Annotated in this window: 21 protein-coding genes and 1 pseudogene; 12 read left to right on the top strand and 10 right to left on the bottom strand. The window is 72.1% G+C overall.

The features are described from left to right. The first annotated feature begins 15 nt into the window (after window positions 1–15). Entirely contained in the window at window positions 16–252 is a 237-nt protein-coding gene (locus ACZ303_RS18350) for a DUF397 domain-containing protein (RefSeq protein WP_467340101.1), read from the top strand. Window positions 253–302: 50 nt separating this feature from the next. On the opposite strand, the gene ACZ303_RS18345 is transcribed toward ACZ303_RS18350, so the two are convergent. The 4 genes and pseudogenes from ACZ303_RS18345 to ACZ303_RS18330 all read right to left on the bottom strand — a co-directional run bounded on the left by ACZ303_RS18345 (window position 303) and on the right by ACZ303_RS18330 (window position 3,061). Further along, on the bottom strand, window positions 303–1,319 hold the full coding sequence (locus tag ACZ303_RS18345) for an isopenicillin N synthase family dioxygenase (protein ID WP_467340100.1): 1,017 nt from the start codon (window positions 1,317–1,319) through the stop codon (window positions 303–305). A gap of 177 nt (window positions 1,320–1,496) precedes the next feature. After that, window positions 1,497–1,571, bottom strand: a complete 75-nt coding sequence (locus ACZ303_RS18340) for a putative leader peptide (RefSeq protein WP_374223821.1) — start codon at window positions 1,569–1,571, stop codon at window positions 1,497–1,499. 302 nt (window positions 1,572–1,873) lie between these two features. Beyond that, a pseudogene (locus ACZ303_RS18335) lies at window positions 1,874–2,260 on the bottom strand (rodlin); the annotation flags it as partial. A 321-nt stretch (window positions 2,261–2,581) separates the two neighbouring features. Further along, a complete protein-coding gene (locus tag ACZ303_RS18330; RefSeq protein ID WP_467340098.1) occupies window positions 2,582–3,061 on the bottom strand; it encodes a DUF1453 domain-containing protein in 480 nt (159 codons plus the stop codon). A 96-nt stretch (window positions 3,062–3,157) separates the two neighbouring features. Between ACZ303_RS18330 and ACZ303_RS18325 the strand changes: the two genes are divergently transcribed. Both ACZ303_RS18325 and ACZ303_RS18320 read left to right on the top strand, forming a co-directional pair. After that, window positions 3,158–3,775 (top strand): TetR/AcrR family transcriptional regulator, encoded by a 618-nt coding sequence (locus ACZ303_RS18325; protein WP_467340096.1) that lies wholly within the window; start codon window positions 3,158–3,160, stop codon window positions 3,773–3,775. 64 nt (window positions 3,776–3,839) lie between these two features. Next, window positions 3,840–4,340, top strand: a complete 501-nt coding sequence (locus tag ACZ303_RS18320) for a hypothetical protein (protein WP_467340094.1) — start codon at window positions 3,840–3,842, stop codon at window positions 4,338–4,340. 59 nt (window positions 4,341–4,399) lie between these two features. Here the strand turns inward: ACZ303_RS18320 and ACZ303_RS18315 are convergent, their stop codons facing one another. Together ACZ303_RS18315 and ACZ303_RS18310 are read right to left on the bottom strand one after the other, a co-directional pair. Beyond that, window positions 4,400–6,403 (bottom strand): N-acetylmuramoyl-L-alanine amidase, encoded by a 2,004-nt coding sequence (locus tag ACZ303_RS18315; RefSeq protein ID WP_467340092.1) that lies wholly within the window; start codon window positions 6,401–6,403, stop codon window positions 4,400–4,402. 261 nt (window positions 6,404–6,664) lie between these two features. Continuing rightward, on the bottom strand, window positions 6,665–7,774 hold the full coding sequence (locus ACZ303_RS18310; RefSeq protein WP_467340090.1) for an aminoglycoside phosphotransferase family protein: 1,110 nt from the start codon (window positions 7,772–7,774) through the stop codon (window positions 6,665–6,667). Window positions 7,775–8,009: 235 nt separating this feature from the next. On the opposite strand from ACZ303_RS18310, the gene ACZ303_RS18305 reads away from it, so the two are divergent. Further along, window positions 8,010–9,524, top strand: coding sequence for a DNA-binding protein NsdB (locus ACZ303_RS18305; protein ID WP_467340088.1), 1,515 nt, complete (start codon window positions 8,010–8,012; stop codon window positions 9,522–9,524). A 42-nt stretch (window positions 9,525–9,566) separates the two neighbouring features. Here the strand turns inward: ACZ303_RS18305 and ACZ303_RS18300 are convergent, their stop codons facing one another. Further along, window positions 9,567–11,063, bottom strand: a complete 1,497-nt coding sequence (locus ACZ303_RS18300; RefSeq protein ID WP_467340086.1) for a PP2C family protein-serine/threonine phosphatase — start codon at window positions 11,061–11,063, stop codon at window positions 9,567–9,569. A gap of 377 nt (window positions 11,064–11,440) precedes the next feature. Between ACZ303_RS18300 and ACZ303_RS18295 the strand changes: the two genes are divergently transcribed. The 3 genes from ACZ303_RS18295 to ACZ303_RS18285 all read left to right on the top strand — a co-directional run bounded on the left by ACZ303_RS18295 (window position 11,441) and on the right by ACZ303_RS18285 (window position 13,749). After that, entirely contained in the window at window positions 11,441–12,871 is a 1,431-nt protein-coding gene (locus ACZ303_RS18295; RefSeq protein ID WP_467340084.1) for a HEAT repeat domain-containing protein, read from the top strand. 7 nt (window positions 12,872–12,878) lie between these two features. After that, on the top strand, window positions 12,879–13,445 hold the full coding sequence (locus ACZ303_RS18290; protein ID WP_467340082.1) for a hypothetical protein: 567 nt from the start codon (window positions 12,879–12,881) through the stop codon (window positions 13,443–13,445). A gap of 91 nt (window positions 13,446–13,536) precedes the next feature. Then, complete coding sequence (locus ACZ303_RS18285) at window positions 13,537–13,749, top strand: DUF5302 domain-containing protein (protein WP_467340080.1); 213 nt, start codon at window positions 13,537–13,539, stop codon at window positions 13,747–13,749. 30 nt (window positions 13,750–13,779) lie between these two features. On the opposite strand, the gene ACZ303_RS18280 is transcribed toward ACZ303_RS18285, so the two are convergent. The 3 genes from ACZ303_RS18280 to ACZ303_RS18270 all read right to left on the bottom strand — a co-directional run bounded on the left by ACZ303_RS18280 (window position 13,780) and on the right by ACZ303_RS18270 (window position 16,760). Beyond that, window positions 13,780–14,241 (bottom strand): hypothetical protein, encoded by a 462-nt coding sequence (locus ACZ303_RS18280; RefSeq protein ID WP_467340078.1) that lies wholly within the window; start codon window positions 14,239–14,241, stop codon window positions 13,780–13,782. Between the two features lie 299 nt (window positions 14,242–14,540). Then, window positions 14,541–15,662, bottom strand: a complete 1,122-nt coding sequence (locus ACZ303_RS18275) for an alpha/beta hydrolase (RefSeq protein ID WP_467340076.1) — start codon at window positions 15,660–15,662, stop codon at window positions 14,541–14,543. Window positions 15,663–15,770: 108 nt separating this feature from the next. Continuing rightward, on the bottom strand, window positions 15,771–16,760 hold the full coding sequence (locus ACZ303_RS18270) for an NAD-dependent epimerase/dehydratase family protein (RefSeq protein WP_467340074.1): 990 nt from the start codon (window positions 16,758–16,760) through the stop codon (window positions 15,771–15,773). Window positions 16,761–17,569: 809 nt separating this feature from the next. Here ACZ303_RS18270 and ACZ303_RS18265 point away from each other — a divergent pair. From ACZ303_RS18265 to ACZ303_RS18245, 5 genes are all read left to right on the top strand, one after another. Then, window positions 17,570–19,741, top strand: coding sequence for a hypothetical protein (locus ACZ303_RS18265; protein WP_467340072.1), 2,172 nt, complete (start codon window positions 17,570–17,572; stop codon window positions 19,739–19,741). 64 nt (window positions 19,742–19,805) lie between these two features. Beyond that, window positions 19,806–21,347: a GT4 family glycosyltransferase PelF gene (pelF, locus tag ACZ303_RS18260; protein ID WP_467340070.1), complete on the top strand. Its 1,542-nt coding sequence runs from the start codon at window positions 19,806–19,808 to the stop codon at window positions 21,345–21,347. After that, window positions 21,344–22,804: a hypothetical protein gene (locus ACZ303_RS18255; protein ID WP_467340068.1), complete on the top strand. Its 1,461-nt coding sequence runs from the start codon at window positions 21,344–21,346 to the stop codon at window positions 22,802–22,804. The genes pelF and ACZ303_RS18255 overlap by 4 nt, the downstream gene beginning before the upstream one ends. A gap of 57 nt (window positions 22,805–22,861) precedes the next feature. Further along, window positions 22,862–23,863, top strand: coding sequence for an SDR family NAD(P)-dependent oxidoreductase (locus tag ACZ303_RS18250; RefSeq protein WP_467340066.1), 1,002 nt, complete (start codon window positions 22,862–22,864; stop codon window positions 23,861–23,863). A gap of 49 nt (window positions 23,864–23,912) precedes the next feature. Further along, window positions 23,913–24,626 carry a nucleotidyltransferase family protein gene (locus ACZ303_RS18245; RefSeq protein WP_467340064.1) on the top strand — a complete coding sequence of 238 codons (714 nt, stop codon included), beginning with the start codon at window positions 23,913–23,915 and terminating at the stop codon, window positions 24,624–24,626. Window positions 24,627–24,628 lie beyond the last annotated feature (2 nt).

Here is a 24,628-nt window from a genome sequence, read left to right as displayed (position 1 = left end):
GGGAGGAGCTACGACGTGGCGGAGAGCACGACGGAACGACTGGTGGGCGATGCGACACCCGAGCTCGACCTGGCGAACGCCGCCTGGCAGTCCGGTACGCAGGGGATCGGCGACGTCCAGATCGCCTTCGTGGAGGGCTTCATCGCCATGCGCCACGGCCGCCGCCCGGACCGGCCGGCCCTGGTCTTCACCCCCGCGGAGTGGCGCGCGTTCGTACTGGGCGCGCGCGAGGGCGAGTTCGACCTGACGTAGGGCCGGCCGGTGGGTTCGCGGCACCGGGGTCCGGGGCGGAGCCCCGTGCGTCAGACCGCGGCGACGCCCTCGTTCAGCAAGCCCGCGTGGTACCGGCGGGCAACCCCGGGATGGGCCCGCAGCCACCCCTTGATCTCATTGCGCCCGTACTCCGCGAACAGCGGATTCGCCGAGTCCTGAGTGACACCCGGCGCCCGGTCCGTGTGAGCGAACGGCACCGGCTCGATCCGCGCGTCCAGCCGGGGGTTGTAGAAGAACGGCACGGAGTACCGCTCCCGGTTGCCGGGCGGGCTGACCACCCGGTGGTTGGTCGCCTTGAGGTAGCCGTTGGTGGCCACCTCCAGCAGCTCACCGAGGTTGACCACGAACGCGCCCGGCACCGGCGGCACATCCAGGAACGTGCCGTCCGGGCCCTCGACCTGGAGCCCGCCGACCTCGTCCTGGAGCAGCAGGGTCAGGAAGCCGTAGTCCTTGTGGGCGCCCACGCCCTGCGCGGCACCGTCGGGCGCGCTGCCGGGGTAGCGGACGAGCTTCAGGTGCAGGTGGGGGCGGTCGGCGAAGGCGTCGTCGTAGAAGGCGGGCGGCGCGCCGATCGCGGCGAGCAGCTCGTGCAGCAGCCGCTGGGCCACCGAGCTGAGCCGGTCGATCCAGTGCAGCGCGGCGGTGCGGAGCTCGGGGAGGGCGGCCGGCCACTGGTTCGGGCCCTCCAGCCACCAGTAGCCGGGCTCGTCCGGGCCGGGCACGTGGGGGGCGCGCTCGGCGCCGATGTCGATCTGGTCGCGCCAGTCGCGGTTGCCGCCGGTGCGCTCGTCGCCTATGCGGGTGTAGCCGCGGAAGTGGGGCGAGTTGAGGTTGCTGATGGACATCCGCTCCGCCTCGGGCAGGGCGAAGAAAGCGCGGAGGGTGCGCATCAGGTCGGCGGTCTCGGCCTCGGTGATGCCGTGGCCGGTCAGGTGGAAGAACCCGACGTCGCGTGCGGCGGAATGCAGCTCCTGGTGGAAGCGGGCACGGGCGGCGGGGTCACCGGCGGCGGCGGAGAGGTCGAGGACGGGAAGCTTGTTGCTCATGAGATGTCCACAGCGTGAGGCCCGGAATTCCGTACGGCGATGCGCCGGACGGCCCGCACCGCTGGGCAGGGTATGCGGCAGTGCGGGTACCGGGAAGCGGCAGGAAAAAAGCAGAAAAAGCAGAAAAGCGAAGATCGCTGGCCGCTGCCGGACAGAAAGGGCAGGGCGCGGTGAGGGTCAGCCGTGTCGGCGACAGGACATGCTGGTGACGCGGAGGAGGTCCACGTGGCGGCGTTTCACGAGCATGGTCACCTCGACATCGTATACGACCCGGCCCGGAACCGTCCGCGGCAGCCCCCCGCACCGGGGCTCCGCCGGTCCCCCGAGCACAGGAAAATCCCCCCTCCCCGGGGCCCGTGCACCCGAGGAGAGGGGAATTCCGGCCGGCGCTACGACCGTCAGTGGCCGTGGTCGCCGTCGTGCCCGTGCCACCCGTCGTGACCGTCGTGGTGGCCACGGTGGTCGCCGTCGTGGTGGCCACGGTGCCCACCGTCGTGGTGCCCACGGTGCTCACTGTGGTGGTGCAGGTGCGTGTGCGAGGCACCCAGACCGCGGTTGCCCGAACCGTTGCCCGACAGGATCGGGATCTCGTCGAGGATGTGCGACAGCGGGTCGTCGCCGTCGTTGATCGTCGAGTTGTCGACGCACTGCTGCTGCTGCTGCGACGTGAGGATCGGCACGTCCTGCAGGCCGATGTTGAGGACGCCGATCAGCGACTGGATGCCGACCTTGCCGATGCCCAGGCACGGCTTGTTCAGCGTGCCCTGGATCAGGCTCATCTGCGGGCTCTGCTTGCCACCGGTCTTGGTGTTGCCGTAGCCAGTCTTCGCGGCGTTGCCGTTGGCGACGTCCTGGTTGTTGTCGATCGCCATCGCGGGGCCGGCGACGGTGCCGACCGCGGAAGCCGTCAGAGCGGCCGTGGCGAGTACCTTCTTGAGCACGTCTGTGCCTTTCGATCGATTAGCGCCTCTTCTCAAGGAAGCGACCTGAGTAACTCGACCCCATTTGCAGAAGTTTCGGGCATTCACTCATTTGCGCCATTGCGCCACCGGTCGGAAAATCACCGGGAGTGTCGGCAGCTCTACGGGCGATATCTCCGCTATTGGCGCGCATTCGGGTGACACCACCGGAAGGAGCGCTTTTCGGCTGGTAGCGTGCGGGGCGCGGCGGAGTTCATGAGCCGTCGGCCCGCCCGGAGAGCGCCCCCACAAGCCGCGTCCGGGCGGGCTTCCGCCGTCCGCCGCCCGGTGGGTCGTCGAGGGTCAGCGCCGTCCCCGCTCGGGCGCGAACGGCACCCCCGTCGCCCAGCCCCGGAAGCCGACCGCCAGGGCCTCGCCCAGGAAGCTCACGCCGATGTTCAGCTGCGTCGGCCGCGCGTCGTGGTGCATGCCCGCCTTCGCGGCGAGGAAGCCGTAGCCGGCCGTGATCGCCAGCGACGCCGTCATCACGAGGAAGGTCCGGCCGGTGTAGCGCTGCCAGAGCACTCCGTCCCGCTCGAAGACCGTGACGGTCACACCTCGCAGTGCGCCGAGCGCGACCCCCAGGGCCGCGCCCCCGATCACCCACGCGAGATCCGTGCCCGTCAGGTCTTCGGCGTGGGTCAGGGCCGAGACGCCGACGCAGATCAGGACGACCGGCGGTATCAGCAGGTCGCGGGCGTTGAGGGGCTCACCCTTCAGCCGCTTGATCACCACGACGATCACCACGACGGCGATGATCGCCGCGAGCAGCCAGCCGTTCATCGCCTGCTACCTCCCCGTTTGTGGCGCGGCTGCGCCAAAACTTTATGGCACGGACGTGCCAAAAAGATATTAGCGCGGGCGTGCTATAAAGTCGACATGCCGAAGATCGTGGACCCGGAAGCCCGCCGCCGGGCCGTGGCCGAAGCCGTTCTCCGTGTCGTCGGCCGGGACGGCCTGGAGGCCGCGTCCCTGCGCAATGTCGCCGACGAGGCCGGCCTGGCCATCGGCTCGATCCGGCACTACTTCAGCGACCACGACGCACTGGTGATCTTCGCGATGGAGGAACTGGTCCGCCGCATCGACCGCCGGGTCCGCGCCCATATCGACTACCTCCGCGACCCCGGCCCCGACGGCGACCGCCGGTCCCGCGCCGAGGAACTGCTCACCGAGTTCCTCCCGCTGGACGAGGCGCGCCACGAGGAGGCCGTCCTGTGGATCGCCTTCGCCACCGCCGCCCGCGTCCGCCCCGGACTGCGCCCCTGCGCCGTCGAGTTGCAGGAGAACCAGCTGGTCCTGATGGAGCACGTGCTGCGCGGCGGGCAGCTGACCGGCGGCCTGCGCGCCGACCTCGACCTCGACACCGAGAGCCGCCGGCTGTCCGCCCTGGTCGAGGGCCTCTCCTTCCAGGCCGTACTGCGCCCGGACGGCTACCCCCCGCAGGAGCTCCGGCGGCTGCTCCTCCACCACCTGGAAACCCTCCGGGCACCCGCCTGACCCGCCGCCGCCCCACCGCTCTCCCCGACGTCACACGGCGGCGGCGGGCACGTACGATGTGGGCATGTCGTTCCTCCGCCGCCGCAGCGCTGCCACGCCCATCGGGCCGGACTTCGACGTCCTCGCCATGGACCCGGGGGACTGGCCGGGAGACCTCGGGGCCGGGCTGCTGCCCGCCCCCGACGGCAGCTGTCAGGGCGTCTTCCTCCGCTATGACCTGTTCGGCGGGCGCGGCCCGGCGATGATCATCGGCAACCTTCCCGAGGGCTCCCCGGCGCGCGAGGTGGACGAGGGACAGGTGCCCTTCGAGGTGGCCCAGCTCCTCCTGGCGCTCGGCAACGAAGAGCCCGTGCACGTCCTGGAGACCGAGGACATCCCGGTCATGCACGAGGACAATCTCCTGATCGTGCGGCGCGTGAAGTGCTCCGAGGGCCGCATCTCCTGCACCCAGTTCGACCGCAGCGACGGCGTCCTCGTCACCATCGCCAGCTGGGACCGGCCCATCACCGACGAGCTCTACCAGCTCCTCAAGCCGCTGCCCGCCGAGATGTTCCAGCAGGTCTGACCCTCGTACACCCAGGAGCCCGGTACGGACGGCCGTACCGGGCTCTTCGCACGTCCGGACTACCGATTCGACGGGGCCACGGTGACATCCGCCGCCCTGACGAAGGCCACCCGGTGCCCGAACTGGATCTCGTAATAGACGTCCTTGCCCCGGACGACCTTGTGACCGGCCGGGTCGAAGGTCTTCGCCCACAGATACTCGCTCGGCAGCCGGTGACCGGCCACGTACTTCTGCCCGGCGAGCAGCTTGTACGGCAGCGGCGTCACGGCCTGCACCGGCACCTCCGCCGGATACGCCTCCTTCTCCGGGTAGGCGCGCCCGTACACCGGGACGTCGTTCACATCGTCCTTCGGGGTGACCACCCACCCATAGGCGTTGACCGCGGTCGGCTTCCACCAGGGGTTCTTGAACCAGGCCTTCTGGCCCAGGTACCAGATCGCCGTCCAGGAACCCTGCCGGTCGGCGAGCGCGAACTGCTGCCCCGTGGAGGCGCGGGCACCCGTGTCGTTGACGTCGATCGTCGAGGCGCTGCCGTCCGGGCGCAGCCCGATGTCCTTCACCAGCGGCGCCGTCTCACTGGGTGAGGTGTACAGCCGGACCGCGCCCGAGCCGTGCGCGTCGCAGGGCTTCGCCGGCTCCGCGCAGCCGGTGTAGGCGGGCGTGTGGGAGTCGTAGTCGGGCCGGATGGTGACCATGCCACCGAAGATGCCGCCCGTCGCGCGGAGGGGCTTGCCCATCAGCTCGAAGTAGTGCGCCCAGTCCCAGTACGGGCCGGGGTCGGTGTGCATGCCCCGGATGGTCGCCGGCGTCGTGCCCGGGACGTTGTCATGGCCCAGGATGTGCTGCCGGTCCAGCGGGATCTTCAGCTTCTCCGCCAGATGCCGCACCAGCCGCGCCGACGTGCGGTACATCTCCTCCGTGTACCAGGCGTCCGGCTGGGCGAGGAACCCCTCGTGCTCGATGCCGACCGACTTGGCGTTCACGTACCAGTTGCCCGCGTGCCAGGCGACGTCCTTGGTGGGCACGTGCTGCGCGATGTGGCCGTCAGCGGAGCGCACGGTGTAGTTCCAGGAGACGTACGTCGGATCCTTGATCAGCTTGATCGTCGTCTCCCACGAACCCTCGGTGTCGTGGATGACGATGAAGTCGGCCTTCTGCCCCGTCGGCCGGCTGCCGAGGTCGTGATTGCCGTAGTCGGCGCCCTCCAGCTGCTGGTACGGCGCCGGGATCGACTCGCACGCCACCGAGGCGGGGCACTCCACACCGTCGTCCGGCGGCGTCGGGAGCCCCAGGCGGCGCACCTGGTCCGTACGGGCCGCGAGGCCGGGGTCCCCCGGGAGGGTGATCTCCTGGCCCGCGTCGGTGACGCGTCGCTCGCCGCCGCGGATCACGTCGTAGACGTCCTTGGCGAAGGTGGCCGCCGTCGCGCTGTCCGAGGCGCCCGGATAGCCCGCCACCGCGCCGTACCAGTCGGCCGGATCGTCGCTCAGCGGCAGGCCAAGACGTTTCTGCTCGGCGGCGAGCAGGGCCGCGCCACCGCGGACATTGGCCGCGGGGTCCCGGCGCAGCGCCGTGGGGGACAGGCCGGAGAGCGCCGCCGCCCGCTCCAGGGTGCGCAGCCGCGGGGGGAGCTCGGCAGGGGTGGGCGGGGCGGTCGTACGGGCGGAACGGGCGCCCGTGAGCGGCCGGGCGCCGTCGCCGCGGGGGTCCTCGCGGCTGTCGCCGTGGTGCGGGGACGCGGCGAGGGCGGTGGCGGCGTCGGTGAGGTGCATCGGGCCGTAACCGCCGGTCACGCTGGGGGTGCCGTTGTGGGCGTCCCAACGGGACTGGAGATAGGAGACCCCCAGCAGCACGCTCTGGGGGACGTGGTACTTCGCCGAGGCGTCCGTGAACGCCTGCTGGAGCGCGGCGGAGCGCGGCTGCCCGGCCGTCGCCGTCGGCCCGGCCGCGATCAGGGGCGCGACCAGGGCGGCCGATGCGACGGCGCCCGCCACCCGTGTGCGGCGGCTTCTTCGCACCGCTCTCGGGGGACTGGTCCGGGGGTGGGAAGCGGATCCTCGCAATGCGGCCTCCTCGGGACGGCAGTGCCTCGCGCTGGGATGGTCGGTGCGCGATCGGGCGTGCGGGACCGGACGTACCAGAGGTATCCGCTGGATGACGATCCGTCAATCATGCTCGTGCCCTGCGTATCGCGCATGTCAGCGCCCGCGCCCGGATAAATTGCCGCGCGGATGTTCGGCCGGAGGAGAGTCATTGGGCCGTACCGGTGACACGGCGACGCGCCGCGCTGGGGGCGCGGCGCGTCGGGGTGGACCGGGCGTCGGTCAGCGGGTGCCGACCGCGGCTCGCACGGCACGCCTGGCGAGCGCGCAGTCGTCGTGCAGTCGGCGCAGCAGCAACCGCTGCTCCTCGCCGGTCTCGGCGGCGCCCGGGGGAGTCGGCGCCGAGTCGTGCATGGAGCGCTGGACCGCCGTCTCGTACGTACGGATCTCGCGGGTGAGGACGAGCATCAGATTCACCAGAAAGGCGTCACGGGAGGCGGGTCCGGCGGCCTGGGCGTGCTGGCTGATCTGGCGCCGCGCCACGGGGGCGTCGCCGAGGACGGTCCACAGGGTCGCCAGGTCGTAGCCCGGGAGATACCAGCCGGCCTGGTCCCAGTCGACCAGCACCGGGCCGGCGGGGGAGAGGAGGACATTGGAGAGCAGCGCGTCGCCGTGGCAGAACTGACCCTGGACATGGGCCAGCCCGTGCAGCAGCTTCTGGAGGTCGCCCAGGTCACGGTCGGTGAGCAGGCCGAGCTCGTGATAGCGGGCGATGCGCTTGCCGTAGTCGAGCGGCATGTCGAACATGCCGGCCGGGGGCCGCCAGAGGTTGACCCGGCAGATCGCGCCCAGCGCCGCCCGGACGTCCGCCCGGGGCGGGGTGTCCACGGGGTGGCGCCGGCCGGCCGCCGGGCGGCCCGGCATCCGCTCGATGACCAGAGTGCAGTTGTCGGGGTCCGCGGCGATCAGTCGCGGCACCCGCACCGGGGGGCGATGCCGGACAAACGCCCGGTACGTAGCTATTTCGTGGCGGAACCGCTCGGCCCACGCGGGCGAATGGTCCAGTAAACACTTGGCCACGGCTGTGCTGCGGCCGGTGGAACCGACCAGCAGGGCCGAGCGCCCGCTGTGCCGCAGCACCTGGACGGGGTTGAACTCCGGGCAGATGCGATGGACGGCGGCGATCGCCGTACGCAGCTGCGCGCCCTGAGGGCCGGACAAGTCGATTCTCCCGCTGAGGGGTTGGCCGCCGACCCCCGGGGCCCGCCGGGCCCGCCCGCTCCCGAAGGCCGCTCCCGCGGCGTGGGAGGGGTCGAGGTACGGCCCGCCGCCGGCGTGCTGCGGACGGAGCGGCCGGGGCGGGGCGGACACGGAGGACGAGGCTGCATACATGGGCGGTACAGATCCCTTCGTGTGCCGACGAATTGCCGCGCTCCCCGGTCCCCCGGCAGTGGAGCACCCTGGGGAATGCGGTCCGGCGGCCGGGTGGCCGGGGTGGCGCGTTCCTACATCACACCCGGCCGCGGGTGGCACACCATCTGGCGCACCCTGGCGAACCCTGGCGAATACTCGCTTGGCCCATGTCGGCCCGATACCTTCAAGTCAGCCGAGAACCTGGGGGCTTGACGTGACAAGGGAACCCAACACCCGCCTGGCGGACCTCTTCGGCCTGGCCGGCTGGTCCAAGGGCGAACTCGCGAGACTCGTGAACCGGCAGGCGGCCGTCATGGGCCATCCACAGCTGGCGACCGACACCTCGCGGGTACGGCGTTGGATCGACATGGGGGAGTCACCCCGCGATCCCGTGCCCAAGGTGCTGGCAGCCCTCTTCACCGAGCGACTCGGTCGTGTCGTGACCATCGAGGACCTCGGGTTCGGCCGGCGAGGGCGCGCGGGTAAAGGGCAGTCCGCGGACGGACTGCCCTGGCCGCCCGAGCGGACCGCCGCGGTCCTCACCGAATTCACGGGAATGGACCTCATGCTCAACCGACGCGGCTTGGTGGGCGCGGGCGCCGCGCTCGCCGCAGGCTCAGCACTCAGCGGCGCGATGCGCGACTGGCTGCACACCGATCCGGCTCTCGCCTCCGACGCCCCCCGTTTCGACGACCTGCGGATGGACACCGCACATGCCGACCCCGCCGGGCTCGACCGCTATGAAGCGGCGCCCGTGGGCTCCACCGAGATCGACGCCCTGGAGCACTCGGTCGAGGTCTTCCGCCGCTGGGACGCCGCCCGCGGCGGCGGGCTCCAGCGCAAGGCGGTGGTCGGCCAGCTCAACGAGGTGGGCGGAATGCTCGCCTACCACCACCCCGAACACCTCCAGCGCAGGCTGTGGGGGGTCGCCGCGAATCTCGCGGTGCTCGCCGGCTGGATGTCCCACGACGTGGGCCTGGAACCCACCGCCCAGAAGTACTTCGTCATCGCCGCGCACGCGGCCCGCGAGGGCGGCGACCGTCCCCGGGCCGGGGAGGCGCTCTCCCGCGCCGCCCGCCAGATGGTCCACCTGGGCCGCCCGGACGACGCGCTCGATCTGATGAATCTCGCCAAGTCCGGCTCCGGTGACGAGACCCTGCCGCGCACCCGCGCCATGCTCTGCACGATCGAGGCCTGGGCGCAGGCGTCGCTGGGTCGCGGCCAGGCCATGCGGCGCACCCTCGGCGAGGCCGAGGAGCTGTTCGTGTCGGACCGGGGCGATGTGCCGGCGCCGAGCTGGATGCAGGTGTTCCACGAGGGGGAGCTCCACGGCATGCAGGCGCTGGCCTACCGCACCCTCGCGGAGCACGACCCCAAGGCCGCCGCCATGGCCCAGCAGCACGCCAAGAAGGCGCTGGAGTTCAGGGGGAACGACACCCTGCGGTCGAAGATCTTCGACTACATCTCCATGGCCTCGGCCTGCTTCATCGGCAACGACCCCGAGCAGGCGGACACCTATGCCCGGCTTGCGCTGGTGTCGATCGGCGAGACCTCCTCGCACCGCACCTGGGACCGGCTGCGTGAGATGTACCGGCTCACGGGGAGGTACGCCGACTACGTCCGGATCGGGGATCTGCGGGAGGAGATCCAGCGGGCGATGCCCAAGGCACCCAAGAGCGCCGCCAGCAGGAGCGGCGGCGCGGGTAAGGGCGGAAGCGCGGCGGTCTGAGCGGCCGGGGCGCGCTTCCGGCAGGTCCGAGGACCGTCGTCCTCAGGAAGGGACCCGGGCGATCAGGACGCAGCCGTCGTCCTCGCGCTCCTTGGCGCCGAACTCCTCCAGCACGGCCCGTACGCACTCCTGGGCACTCCTGGCCGTGGCGATCCGCGGTGCGAAGCCCAGCAGCCGCTCGGTGCCCGTGTCGATGCCAGGCTCCGCGCTGTGCGGCACCAGGCCCTCGGTGTGCAGAAGGAGCACATCGCCGGGCTCCAGGGGCTCCTCCGCCTGCGCGTAGGTGACATCGGAGACCGCTCCCAGCAGCACGCCCTCGGGCGGTCGCAGGGCCCGGCCCCGCCCGGCGCGGAAGAGGAGCGGCGGGGGATGGCCCGCCTGCGACCAGCTGAGGACGCGGGTGGCGGGGTCGTACCGGCAGCAGACCGCGCTGCCCAGGGCGGGCTGCGCGGAGGCGTCGAGGAGGTGGTTGAGCCAGCCCATCAGCGGGCCCGGGTCGGCTCCGGTGACGGCCATGCCGCGCAGCGCGCCGAGCAGCATGGCCATGGTCGACGTGGCGGTCACACCGTGCCCGGTGAGGCCGCCGACGCTCAGCAGCGTCCGCCCGTCGGGTAGCTGCAGGGCGTCGAACCAGTCACCGCCGATGAGGGCGCTGCTGGCGGAAGGGAGGTAATGCGCGGCCAGGTCGAGGCTGCCGAGGGCACCGGCCGAACCGCCGGCGCTCTGCGGGAAGCGCAGGGAGCCACGCCACGGCGGCAGCACGGCCTCCTGGAGCTCGACCGCCAGCCGGCGCTCGGTGCGCACGATGTGCCGGTGGCGGTGCAGCGAGTCGCACGACTCGTGCACCGCCCGCGCGCCGCGCCGCTCCTCGGTGACGTCACGTAAGACGGCCCACATGGAGGCGGTGGCGCCATCGGTGTCGAGCACCGGCTGGCCCATCATGTGCACGGTGCGCGTGGCGCCGTCGCCGCCGCGCACGACGCGGAACTCCCCGTCGATCGGCTTGCCGTCCACGAGGCAGTCGGTGACCATCGCGGTCAACAGCCCCCGGTCCTCCTCCAGGAGGCAGGACGGGAGCTCGTCGAGGGTCAGGGCACCGTCCTCGGGACGGCGGCCGAAGAGTGCGAAGAGTTCATCCGACCAGGTGACGTCGTCGGTGAGGAAATTCCACTCGGCGCTGCCCACCCGACCGGGCGACGCGTCGGCGTCCGGGCCGACGCCGGGGGCGTCCGCGGGGCCGACGGCGCCGGCCGGGGCGACGAGGACCTCGTCGGACCCGTACGGATCGGCGGCGCCCGGCATGCCCTCGCGGAGCTGTCCCAGGTGCTCGCCGAGATTGTCGAGGTGGTGCACGGCGAGATCGCACAGGGCGCGCTGCCAGCGCAGCTGCGGATCCTCCGACAGCTCTTCGCCCGCCGTCTCACGGCGTACGGCGTCGACGCCGCCGCGCAGCCGTCGCGTCTGGGAAATGAGCGCGTCGACTGTGCCGTGCTCGGGGGGCCGAGCGGCGGAACGGTCAGCGTGCAGAGGGGACGGCATGTCGTACTCCGATACCGGCGCGGCGCGGCCGGCTCCTGGGTCCGGGGAAAGGGCCGGTAACGACTGTTGCACAGTGAGCGAGGGCTCGTAAGTGGTTTGGCAACACACGATCCGGTGGTGTCGAGGGCACATGCCTTCGGCATGGGACGGGCGGTATTTCCGGGGTCCAGAAGGAGGCTGCCTCCGGCGTGGGGCGAGGGCCGGAGCGGGCAATTCGGGCACGACTCGGCGGAATGCTTCACTCCAGGTAGGCTGCGGGCGCTCGGACGACATCGAGTTACCCCTGTTCACCCGGCATAGCCCCATGGACACCGGCAAGAATGCCGGACGACGGAAATCCCGTTGCCAGCCGACTCCCCGCACCGGATGCTGACCCCATGTTCGATCCAGACATAGCGCCCAGCGGCACCCTGCTCGGCCTCCTTCAGCGAGGCCGCGGCGACGGGACCCTGCATGCCCTCGCGGCGCCGCGGGCGGAGGCGCTCGCCGCGCTGTACCACTGCGTGCTGCACGACCCCAGGCGGGACTGGCAGGTCGAGAACCGCTCGCTCTATTACGCCCGCCTGTGTCTGGACCTCGACGCCGAGCTCGACGAGATCGCCGAGCACCTCTTCGCCTCCGACGACCTCCTCGACACCGCCGAGGAGCGCACCGGCCTGGCCCTGGCGGTCCTCGGCCACCTCGCCTCCTACGGCAGGGAGGACGCCCTCCTGCTGCTGCGCCGCTACGCCATATCCGGCGCGAACTGGGCCTGGGCCCTCGACGAGCTCGCCCTGCGCGACGACGACACCGGCCTGCTGGGCCTCGGCGAGAGCGTCCTCGCCCGCTTCCCGCGCACCCCGGAGGGCGAGAGCGCCCTCGCCGCCGCCGTGCGCGACGCCTTCGAGCCCCGCCCGTGGCGGCTGTGGGCCGACGAGCAGCAGTCCCCCGCGACCGCGGCCCGCGTGCTCGCCGCACAGGAACAGGGCTCCTTCGACCGCTGGCAGCGCCAGCTGCGCCCCTCGGGCCCCCGGCCCGGCTGGAGCGTGCGCGAGGTCCTGGACTGGGCCCAGCAGGGCCTCGCCCTGCACCCCACCCAGCTGCGCCACGTCCCCGCGACCCGCTGCCTGACCGCCGTCGCCGGCCCCGAGGACCGTCTGGAGATCATCCAGGCCGCCACCGCCGGCCCCGAGGCCGCCCGCGCCACCGCGCTGCGCTATCTCGCCGAGCACCACGACCCGCAGGCACTCGACCTCATCGAGGCGGCCGCCGGCGACCCCGACCGGCTGGTCGCGGAGGCCGCCGTCACCGCCTTCGAGCGCATGCGCTCCACGGCCGCCCTGGAACGGGCCCGCGCCTGGATCCACCGCGCCGACGCCCTCGGCGCCGCCGCGGCCGGGATGCTCGCCTGCCGGGGCGGGCTGTACGACTCCGCGCTCGTCCTGAGCGCCCTGCGCCGGACCGTACGGGCCGAGGGGCCCGACGCGCCCGTGCTGTGGGACCTCGTCCCCGGCGCCGGACGCCTGTCGATCGGCTGTGCCGCGCCCGTACTGCGGCACATCTACCGCGAGACGTCCTCCTCGCACCTGCGCGGCCGCACGGCGCGGGCGCTGGCCGCGACGGACCCCTCGTTCGCCCGCGGCTTCGCCGTCGAGTGCCTGTGGGACTGTGAGGAGACCACCCGCGAGCTCGCCGCCCACCACGCCGCCACGGCCGACGCCCGGGTGGTGGAGCGGCTGCGCCGACTCGCCGCCGATCCGGCGGAGGAGGTCGAGGTGCAGACCGCGGTACGCAGCCGTTTTGGTCCGGAGGCGCCGACGGCGGGATGATCCCCGCATGAACTCCAAGATCATATCGGGCGCTCTGCCCGGTGCCCTGCTGCTGTCGTGTGCCGCGGTGGCCGTCCTGCTCACCCCGCAGCTCGGGGCCGTGGCCGAGGCCCGGCCCCGGACGGTGGCCGCCGCCCCGGGCGAGGCGACCGCCGTGGTGAGGATCACCGAAGGACAGGTCCGGGAGGTCGCGCCGGGCGGCACGATCCACTACCCGAGCGTGACCAGCTGCCTGACCGTGACCGTACGCCTGCGCGACGGCGGCAAGGTCGGAGCCCACGCCAGCCTGTTCCAGGTGCCCGGCGAGTACCGGTCCGACGAGATCCTCGCCGCTCTGGGGCGCCGCGTGGGCGACCGGCCGGTGAGCGCCGTCGAGGTCAGGGGCGCGGTCGGCGCCTGGCACCCCGGCTATTTCGTGAAGGCCGTCGAGAGCTACGGGGACGGCGAGAGCGTGCCGTTCCCCACCGGTTCCGACCCGGAGGGGATCGCGCGGGCCGTGGCGGACGGGCTGGGGCGGCCCCGGGCGGCGGTGACGGTCGAGGACCTGCCCGACGGGGACATCACGGTGACCTGAGACCGTGCGCGGCTGACCGCATAACTGGTTTCTGCGGCCGCGCGACCGTGCGAAGCTGGGGCGGACAGCCGCCATGACCAGGAGGTATCCGATGACGGACAGCACCGCGTCCCAGGACGTGCCCGAGAACGACACCCAGGACGCCGAGGACGACGTGAAGCGGAAGTTCCGGGAGGCCCTGGAGCGCAAGCGCGGTCAGTCGGCCGACGGGGGCGCCGCCGACCGGGGCCGTGACGGCTCCAAGATCCACGGCACCCACGGCAAGGCGGGCGGCCAGCGCTCGTTCCGCCGCAAGAGCGGCTGACCGCTCACGGGGCGCCGGCCGCCCTCCGGTTCAGGACCGGCGGCGCCTGAGGGCCTTCCGCACGAAGTGGATCGCCAGCGCGATCAGCACCAGCACGAACACGACGACCAGGATGATCACCACGATCAGGAAGACTCCGAGCTTCTTGAAGAAGCCCTTCTTCTTCTTTTTCTTCTTCGGCTTCGCCGCCATGGTCTTGCGGTCCTTGTCGGCCCGCTGGTGGTGCGAGGAGGCCAGGACCTGCTCCGCCTCGGCGCTGTCCGCCGCCACGGTCCCTGTGGCGGCGGTGCCGGCGGCCACCTCCACCTGACCGGTGGCGGCGGCCGGCCGGGCCGGGCCCTCGGCCGCCACCGCCGGCGACACCAGCAGCGCCGCGGCCATGGCCAGCACGGCGAGGACCGCTGCCCGACGGGTCCGGCGCCGGCGGACGGGCGCCGTCGCCCCCGTCTGTCGGCGGCCCTGCCGCGCGTCGTGCTTCAGATGGTCGTTCATCCACGCTCCCACTAGGTGCTCTTGGGTGTCTCGTACTCCGCCGCTCCGCCGGCCCCCTGCCCGTGAAGGCCCCGGCCGCCGGAGCGGCGCCCCCATTATCCGCACACCCTGGAGCGCCTGAGCAGGGCGCATAACGGCTCACACCGGAGCAACGGGGTCCCATCCCAGTGGCCCGAGGCGGGTCCGCGGGCCCTGGGCCACCGTAATGATGCCCAGTTGAGATCCCATCGTTGTCATGGCCAGGGCGAATGCCCCTCGTGGGCCCGCGGTCGGAGGGCCTGTCCGTCGCGGTCGGCCGCTCATTTCTTCGCGGCCAGCTCCTTGTCCAGCCAGCGCAGTACGACCGGGTACTCCTCGCGCCACGTCTGGAAGTTGTGGCCGCCCTCGTCGCGGACGAGCTTGCCGACCTTGGTCGGGGACTTGGCGCCGTCCGCGAACCTCAACGTGGGCCGGTAGTTCTCCTCGCCCGACTTGCTGGTCGACAGCAACAGGGAAACGGGCGGCCGGGGCATGTGCTCCATGCGCCAGATCAGGTCGTTCTCGTTCTTGTACTGCTTGCTGCCGGCGTAGAGATCGCCGGTTTTGCCGTCCTGCCGCGCGAAGTAGTCGGCGGACAGCCCCGCCCCCGCGCCGTACCGCGCGGGATTGGTCATGGCGAGCTTCAACGCGCAATAGCCACCGGTGGAATTGCCCACGGCGCCCCAGCTCCCCGGGGCGTCGGCCGCCCGGTAGTGCTCGGAGACGGCCAGCGGCAGGTCCTGGTTGAAGAAGGTCAGGGCCTGCGGACCGCCGGGCACGTCCGTGCAGTTGGTGTCGCGGTCGGCGACGACCGAGGGCCGCACCAGCAGATAGATGGTCGGTCTGATCTCCTTCGCCATGATGGCGGCGGACGCGGCCTGCGGGACCTTCAGCTGGGTGATGAGGTTCTTCGACACCCCCGGCTGCCCGGTGATCGCGACCACCACCGGGAACCTCTCCTTCTCGTGCCCCTTCTGGAAATACTGCGGCGGCAGATAGGCATAGCCCTCCATGCCCAATCCGCTGACCGGCCCCCGTATCTCGATCCGGTCGACCTGGCCGGCCTTTTCCCTGGTGCCCTTCAGGCCGATGGACTCCTCCTGGCCCTTCACCGTGAGGGCGGGCGGACGTTCGCCGTCCGACCCGCCCTCACGCAACTCCTGGTGGCTGGACGCGCGGCCGAGAAGCTCGTTCCACGTGGAGTAGAAGCCGAATTCGTTGTTCGCCGCGACCAGCAGCACGGACAGCACGCCGATCTGGGTCAGTACGAGCAGCCCGAGGCGGGAGGCCCACGCGAGAGGTCCCTTCCTCGCGGCGCGTGGCCACAGCCACAGCGTCAGAGCGCTCACCGCGATGGCGACGAGTACGAGGAACATCAGGAACGTCTGGGACGTAAGGCCCACGGCGGTTCACTCCCTTGGGGATACTTTCCCCAGGAGACGGGAACCGGCCGTCATGGGTTTATTGCTTTGATGCGCCATTTCCCCCTATTTCCACGTGGCCCACACACGTTACCCCTCACCCCCGAGCAACTTCCCCTCGATCTCGGGATCCAGACCGAGCGCGGGCCGGTCCGGCCGCCGGGGAGCCACGCCGCCCAGTTCGCCCAGCCATGCCCAGGTGTCGGCCACCGTCTCCGCGACGGGGCGGCAACGCAGCCCGCTCGCCAGCGCCTTGTCCACCGCGCCCTGGTGCAACGTGTCGTACAGCTCGCCCGGCGGAACCCAGACCGGCAGGTCCATCCACGGCTGGACACCCGCCGCGAGGATCCGCTCCGGGTCGGTCCAGCGCAGCTCGGCGTCGGAGCCGGTGACGCGTACGCAGGTCTCCAGGAACTGGCCCGTCGTGGTGTGCCCGGGCGGGCTGATGAGGTTGTACGGGCCGCCGAGCCCCTTCTCCAGGGCGTCCAGGGTCCAGACGGCCAGGTCCCGGGAATCGATGTACTGAAGACCCAGGTCACGCGGCCCGGGGGCGAGAACCGGGCCGCCGCGGGCGATCCGGTTCAGCCACCACGGCAGACGCCCGATGTTCTCCCGGGGGCCGAGGATCAGCCCCGCCCGCACCAGCAGCGCCCGGTCGCCGAAGGCGTCGACCGCGGCCAGTTCGCCGCCGTGCTTGGCCTGCGCGTACTCCACCTCGCCGGCGTCGGGCGAGCCGTCCACCACGGGGTGGTCCTCGGCGTGCCCGGCCGGCGAGGGATAGGCGTACACCGATCCGCTGGAGACGTACGCGTACCGCCCGGCCCGCCCGGCCAGCACCCGGGCCGCGTCCCGTACGGCCGAGGGCGCTCCCGACCAGGTGTCGACGACGGCGTCCCACTCGCCCGTGGCCAGCGCCGCGAGCCCGTCCTCCGTCGTCCGGTCGCCGTGCAGGACGGCCGTGCCCGCGGGCGGGGCGTGGTGCCCGCGGTGGAAGACCGTCACCTCCCAGCCGCGCGCCAGCGCCTCCTCCGTGACGGCGTACCCCACGAATTCCGTGCCACCCAATATCAAGAGCCTCATGCCGGAAACCTTGCCCCCTGACCCACACTTGGGGAAGCGCCCCACGCTCTGGGCGGAATCGCCGACAGCGGACAACCGGCGGCGGGAACGGTCACCGCTCCCGCGCGGAAACGAGGACAACCTTACTTAGAGGGGAGTCCGTTGGTTCCGGTTGCGTCGCGGTCCGGGCGGCGGTCGCCGAGGGGGCGACGGCCGCGGGCCGGGGGTGGGTGATGTATCCAGTGATGAGGGGATGCAACAGGCAAGCCGGACAGCCGTCATCAGGCCGATCTCCGGACGGCCCGTTCTTCGAGTGGCTCCTGTGGTTTCGAGCGGGCGGTTCGCCCCCGGCGCCGGCATCCCCCGAGGTCGCCACAGGTCATCGCGCGGATGGCGACAGCGGCGTCCACGACCGTACGGGGGCGGACGCCGCCGACGGCCTCGTCATGGCGCGGTCAATTCAGGCCAGGACGCGGTGAACAGCGCCCGGGCTACTGGGCAGTGAGCCAGCGAGACCTCCGGGCATGGCGCACTATATGGCTGGGCGGTCGAGAGGCAGCGGTGTCTCCCGGAGCCGAGGCACAGCCGTGCCCGGGCCGCCCGAATACCGTCGTGCGGTCCCGGCTCCGGCCGTACGGTTCGGGTGCGGACATCGGTGTACGCATCCGGGGGGAGCGGACGGTCGCGTGGGGAGGCGCGATCGTGCTGGGGGCCGTGTTGTGGGGACCATTCGATGTACGGAGCGGCCGCCGGATCCGGCGGCGCTCGTACACGTCATGACCGGACGGCGGCGCACCTCGTGCGCCGTGCCGTTCTGGGGGGAGAATCCTATGGGTCGTACGACCCGTCTTGCCGCGGCCTGCGCCGCCGGAGTCCTGCTCGCGATGGCCGTGCCGATCAGCGGCGCGCAGGCCGCCGATGCGCCACCGAGGATCGACCTGAGGCTGCTGGTCGTCGACGACGGCGGCCCCGCCACCGAGGCGATACGCGCCGAACTCGACGAGGCCGGCACCCCGTACACCAGGGTCGACCTCACCGAGTCCGGACGTCCGCGCGTCGACGAGGCGTTCCTCAGCGACACCGTGGACGGCAGACCCCGGGCGAAGTTCCAGGGCGTCGTGCTGCCCAACGACAACCCCTTCGGGGCTGGTTCGCCCGAGATGGCGGCCCTGGCCTCGTACGAGAAGCGCTTCGGCGTCCGGCAGGTCGACGCCTACACCTACGCCCGCCCGGCCGTCGGCCTCAACACCCCGCAGGACGCCGGCTACAGCGGCCCCCTGGACGGCAAGACCGCGCAGGTGACCCCGCAGGGCGCCACCGCGCCGTTCGGCTACCTGAGGAGAAACGTTCCCTTCGAGGACAACGACACCTCGGTCAACGAGAGTTACGGCTACCTCGCCACGCCCCTGGAGAAGCAGGCGGACGGTGCGAAGTACACCAGCCTCCTCGACGCCCCCATCCCCGGCGGCACCGCCCGCGGGTCGCTCATCGGCCAGTACGACCACGACGGCCGCAGCGAGCTGGTCGTCACCTTCGTCGCCAACCAATACCAGACACAGTTCCGGCTGGTCTCCCGCGGCATCGTGGAGTGGGTGACCCAGGGCGTCCACCTGGGCGCCGCGCGCAATTACTTCGGGGTGCACGTCGACGACGTCTTCGCCGCCGACGACCGCTGGGACACCAAGCTCAAGTGCACCCCCGGCGACGTCGACTGCCCCGGCAACCCCGACCCCGACAAGCCGTCGATCCGGATGACCGCCGCCGACGCGGCCTACGCCAAGCAGTGGTCCCAGAGCCATGGCCTCCCCCTGGACTTCGCCTACAACGGCGTCGGCAGCGAGGAGTACCGGGCCGAGCACGGCGGCGCGCCCGACCCGCTCCTCCAGCAGCTCACCGCCGACCAGAAGTCCTACCGCTGGATCAACCACACCTACACGCACGCCTTCCTGGGCTGCGTGCAGAACACCACCGCCGTCCCCTGGAAGTGCGCCACCGACTTCCTCGGCCGCACCCAGTGGGTCCCCCGCCAGACGATCAGCCGCCAGGTCAACGACAACCTCGTCTGGGCGGCCCGCCAGGGCCTGACCCTGGACAAGGACGAGCTGGTGACCGGCGAGCACTCCGGTCTGCGGACCACGCCGCAACAGCCGAGCGACAACCCCGAGCTCGCACCCGTCCTCGCCGAGAGCGGCGTCGCCTGGATCGCCAGCGACAACTCCCGCGAGCCCCAGCAGCGCCCGGTCGGCACCGCCCTGACCGTGCCCCGCTACCCCATGAACGTCTACTACAACGTGGGCAGGGCCGCCGAGCAGACCGACGAGTACAACTGGCTCTACACCAAGAAGGCCGACGGCGGCAGCGGCACCTGCGAGAACTCCACGACGACCACCTGCCTCAAGGCCCCGCTGAACGTCAACACCGGCTTCGCCACCTACATCGCGCCCCTTGAGACCCGCATCGCGCTCGGTCACGTCCTCGCCAACGACCCGCGCCCGCACTTCATGCACCAGTCGAACCTCTCCGAGGAGCGGATCGGTTACACGGTCCTGGAGAAGGTCCTGGACGAGTACAAGGGCCTCTTCGCCGACAACACCCCGCTGGTCAACCTCCGCATGCGGGACATCGGCACCGAGATGGGCAAGCGGACCGCCTGGAAGGCCGCGCTCACCGCCGGCAACGTCACCGCCTACCGCGTCGGCACCGCCGTCACCGTCACCGCGCCGGGCGGCACCCAGGCCGCCGTGACCGCGCCCAACGGCACCGTGCGCACCGGCTCCACCGGCGACTTCGGCACCGCCTACGCCGGAGCCCGCTCCGGCTGGGCCGCACCCGCCGCCGGCCAGACGCAGCTCGCCCTCACGCTCCCGGCGGACGCCACGTCCGCCGCCCGTTCGCTCCCGGCGCGCACCGCCCCGGTCCAGGCACCGGCCGCCTCGCTGCCCGTACCCAAGGGCGTCGCCCACCGCGTCCCCTACGGGCCGACCGCGACCGCACGCCCATGACCCCGGCACCGCTCACTCCGCGCACCACCCCAAGCCGCGCCCTCTTTGGAGAGAACCGAATTTCATGCACGGACCGCTTGCCGAAACGGGATTCGACACCTCCTCGGTGACCCTGCTCACCGAGGGGACCTACCCGCACAGCCACGGCGGAGTGAGCGTCTGGTGCGACCAGCTGGTCCAGGGCATGCCCGACGTCGACTTCCGGATCATCGCGGTGACCGGAACCGGCCGGGAACCGCTCGCCTGGGACCTGCCGCCCCACGTCCGGAGCGTGACATGTCACCCGCTGTGGGGGCCGCCGCCCGAGGGGCGGACCCCGCGCGGCCGTGACCTGCGCGCCCTCCTCACCGCCTACGAACTCTTCCTGCTGACCCTCCTCGACCCGGCCCAGGAGCACCACTTCCCCCGGGCCTTCTACCGGCTGGCCGAGTACGCCGCGGCCGGCACCCTCGCCCCGGCGCTCCGCAGCGAGGCCGCCGCCCGCACGCTCGTACGCCTGTGGCGGCGGCCCGGTCTCGCCACGGCCGCCGCCCGCCCCACGCTCCACGACGCGCTGCTGGCCACCGACCTGCTGGAGCACGCGCTGCGCCCGCTCGCCGCCGACCCGCCCGCCGACGGGGTCACCCACGCGGTGAGCGGGGGGCTCGCGGCGCTGCCCGGCCTGATCGCCCACCACCGCCACGGCACCCCGTTCCTGCTCACCGAACACGGCATCTATCTCCGCGAGCGCTACCTCGGCTTCCGTGCCGAGCCGTACCGCTGGCCGGTCAAGGCCCTGATGCTGGGGTTCTTCCGGATGCTCGCCGTGGAGAGCTACCGGGTCGCCGCGCTCGTCACCCCCGGCAACCGCTACAACCGGCGCTGGGAGGAGCACGGCGGCACACCGCCCGACCGCATCCGCACCGTCTACAACGGCGTCGACCCGGCGGCGTTCCCGCCCGCCGGGCCGGAGCCGGAGATCCCCACGCTCAGCTGGGCCGGGCGCGTGGACCCGATCAAGGGCCTGGAGACCCTGATCAGGGCCTTCGCGCTCGTACGGGCGGAGATCCCCGCCGCCCGGCTGCGGCTCTTCGGCGGCACCCCGCGCGGCGGCGAGGGCTACCGCACGGCCTGTGAGAAGCTCGCCGCCGAACTCGGCGTGGCCGAGGCCGTCGTCTTCGAGGGCCGGGTCGAGGACATCCGCGACGCCTACGCGGCGGGCAACATCGTGATGCTCTCCAGCATCAGCGAAGGCTTCCCCTTCACCCTCATCGAAGCCATGTCCTGCGGGCGCGCCACGGTCTCCACCGACGTGGGCGGCGTGCGCGAGGCGGTCGGCGACAGCGGGCTGGTCGTACCGCCGCGCGACCCCGAGAGCATGGCCAAGGCCGCCCTGACCCTCCTCAACGACCCCGCGACGCGCGCCCGCATGGGCGAGGAGGCCCGGCTCCGGGTGATCGAACAGTTCACCCTCCGGCAGACGATCAGCGCCTTCCGGGACATCTACCGCGACCTCGCGGACAGCAGGCGGCAGCCGGCCGTCGAGCGTCCCTGGCGCCGTCGGCAGCAGGCGCAACAACGGGCGGACGCACCCGTCATGGCCATGGCCGCGGGCGGTGCCGGATGAGCGGCTTACTGCGTCTCGTACCGGACGAACCCGAACCCGCCCACGATCTCGCCGCCGCCCCGGTGGCGGCCCGCCCCCGGCCCAGGCCGCAATGGGCGGCGGATCCGATCGACGCGCTCGCCGAGGAGCTCGCCGAGGTGTGCGCGGTCGCCGTGCACCCCGACGAGATCGCGGCCGTCCTGGAGGCCGACGGCCTGACCGGCGAGCAGATCACCGAGCGCTACGGCCGTGGCGACGCGTTCGAGCTGGCGGCGGAGCTGTACGCACGCGTGCCCCGCAGCCACCCCGAACCGGCCCCCCGGCCCGACCCTTGGAAGGCGCACCCCGCCCGGTCCGCCCTCAGGGCGCTGGTCTTCACCCTGCCCGGCTGCGGCTACGCCCTCGGCGCACCGCTGATGACCGGCGCCCGGGACGGCTACGGCCTGCCCACGGGCACCGGCGGGCTCGTCGTCTCCGCGCTCGTGGCCTGGGCCTGGAACCAGGGGCTGGCCCACCGCGCCTATGTGCGCCTGGCGTCGGGCGGCCGGGCCGCGGCGGGACGCTGCCTGCGTGGCGGCGCCCCGCTCGGCGCGCTCCTCGCCACCGTCGCCGCGCTCCTGGCCCCCGGCGTCGGAGGCGTCACGCTCTTCGCGGCGGGCCAGGCGCTGTACCTGGCGGCGGCCACCGTGCTGCTGGTCCTGGGCCGCGAGCGGCTCCTGCTGCTCACCCTGGTCCCCACCGCGGTCGGAGGAGCCCTGCTCCTCTTCGTCCAACCACCGCCCGCCGTAAGGATTCTGCTGCTGCTCGCCACCCTGGGCGGCGTGCTCGGTACGGCGGCCCTCCAGATCCTGCGCACCCGCGAGGACGGCGACCACGGCGCCGCGCCGCCCGCCCTCGCGCCGCTCGCCTCGCTCCCGTACGCCCTGTTCGGCCTGGGCTGCGGCGTCCTGACGACGTTGGCCGCGCTCGGCGACATCCTGCGCCGCAGCCCGGGCGCCACCACCGCGGGCGCCGCCGTCATCGCGCTCACCCTCAGCATGGGAGCCGCCGAATGGCTGCTCTACCGCTGCCGGAGCATGGCGCTCAAGGCACTCGCCCGCACCACGACCACCGGCGGACTGCTGCTCGCGGTCACCCGCGTGCTCGCCCTGTGCATGGCCGGATATCTCGGCGCACTCGCCGTTCTGGCCCTGGCCACCGGTGTGTTGTGGCAGGATGACCCGCCCCAGACCGCCTCACGGCTCGCCGCGCTGCTGGCGCTGGGAGCGGTCATGTGGACCGGACTGCTGCTGCAAGCCTTCGGCGCCGCCTGGGCACCCGCGGCGCTCTGCCTGACCGCGGCCGGGACCGAGACCGCCGCGCTCGCCCTGGGGATCTCCGCCCCCGCCACCGTTCAACTCCTCGTCTGCGCGGGAACGGCGGCCACTCTGCTCGCCGTCGCCACCGCCCAGCTCGGACGGCTCACGACCCACCGCTGACGCACCGCCCGCACCGCACCCGCTCACGCACCGCCCGTACCCCGAGGGAGATCTCCCATGCCCGCATCCGCACCCGTCGCCGTCACCGGCGCGGAGGGATTCATCGGCTCGCACCTGGTCGAGGCGCTCGTCGCCTCGGGCCGCCGGGTCCGCGCGCTGGTGCAGTACAACTCCTTCTCGTCCTACGGCTGGCTGGAGACCCTCGACGAAGAGGTGATGTCCCAGGTCGACGTCGTCCTCGGTGACGTACGCGACCCCGGCTCGGTGAACGGCCTGGTGGCCGGCGCCGAGGCGGTCTACCACCTCGCCGCGCTGATCGCGATCCCGTACTCCTACCGCGCGCCGCACAGCTATGTGGAGACCAACGTCACCGGCACCCTCAACGTCCTCGAAGCCGTACGCCACCAGGGCATACCGCGCCTGGTCCACACCTCCACCAGCGAGACCTACGGCACCGCGCAGACCGTGCCGATCAACGAGGACCACCCCATCAACACCCAGTCGCCGTACGCCGCCTCCAAGGCCGGCGGCGACCGCCTCGCCGACAGCTACCACGCCAGCTTCGGCCTCCCCGTGGTCACCCTGCGGCCCTTCAACACCTTCGGACCCCGGCAGTCCATGCGTGCCGTCATCCCCACCGTCATCGGCCAAGTCGCCGCCGGACAGCGCGAGATCACCCTCGGGGACCTGCGCCCCACCCGCGACTTCAGCTACGTCAAGGACACCGTCGCCGCCTTCCTCGCCGTCGGCACCGCGCCCGCCGACGACGTCGTCGGCCGCACCTTCAACGCCGGCACCGGCGAGGAGATCTCCATCGGCGACCTCGTCACCCTGATCGGCAAGCTCATGGACGCCGACCTCGACGTCCGCGCCGACCCCGAGCGCATCCGGCCCGCCGCCTCCGAGGTGATGCGGCTGGTCTGCGACGCCTCCCGGCTGCGCGACGCCACCGGCTGGGCACCGGCCCACACCCTCGAACAGGGACTCGCCCACACCGTCGCCTTCTTCCGCGATCCGCAGAACCTCGCCCGGTACAAGGCGGGCATCTACAACGTCTGACGCGGCGGCACCGCTCGCCCCGCGTCACCCACGCAGAGAGGACGGCACCATGCACGCAGTCATACTTGCCGGAGGCAAGGGCGTCAGGCTTCGGCCGTACACCACGGCACTGCCCAAGCCGCTGGTGCCCATCGGCGAGGAGCACGCGATCCTGGAGATCGTGATGCGTCAGCTGGCCGGCGCCGGATTCACCAGCTGCACCCTGGCCATAGGACACCTCGGCCACATCATCCGCGCCTACGTCGGCGACGGATCCCAGTGGGGCATGGAGGTCGACTACGCCACCGAGGAGAGCCCGCTGGGCACCATGGGCCCGATGCTCACCATGCTCGACAGGCTGCCCGAACACTTCCTGGCGATGAACGGCGACATCCTCACCGACCTGGACTTCGGCGACCTCTACCGCACCCACGTCACCTCGGGATCGGCCCTGACCATCGCCACCTACGCACGCCAGGTCAACATCGACTTCGGGGTGCTGACCACCGACTCCGGCAGAGTCGTCGGCTTCGCCGAGAAGCCCAGCATGGACTACCGCGTGTCCATGGGCGTCTACGGCGTCTCCCGCTCCGCCCTGACCCGCTACACCCCCGGCCTGCCCCTCGGCTTCGACGAACTGGTCCTGGACATGCTGGCGGACAATTGCCCGCCGAACGCCTATGAGTTCGACGGCTACTGGCTCGACATCGGCCGTCCCGACGACTACGACCGGGCCAACCGGGAGTTCTCGATGCACCGCGACATGCTTATCAAGGGAGCGTGACC

The organism is Streptomyces sp. NPDC023527 (genome assembly GCF_055560115.1).
This window is presented reverse-complemented; position numbering and strand designations above follow the sequence as displayed.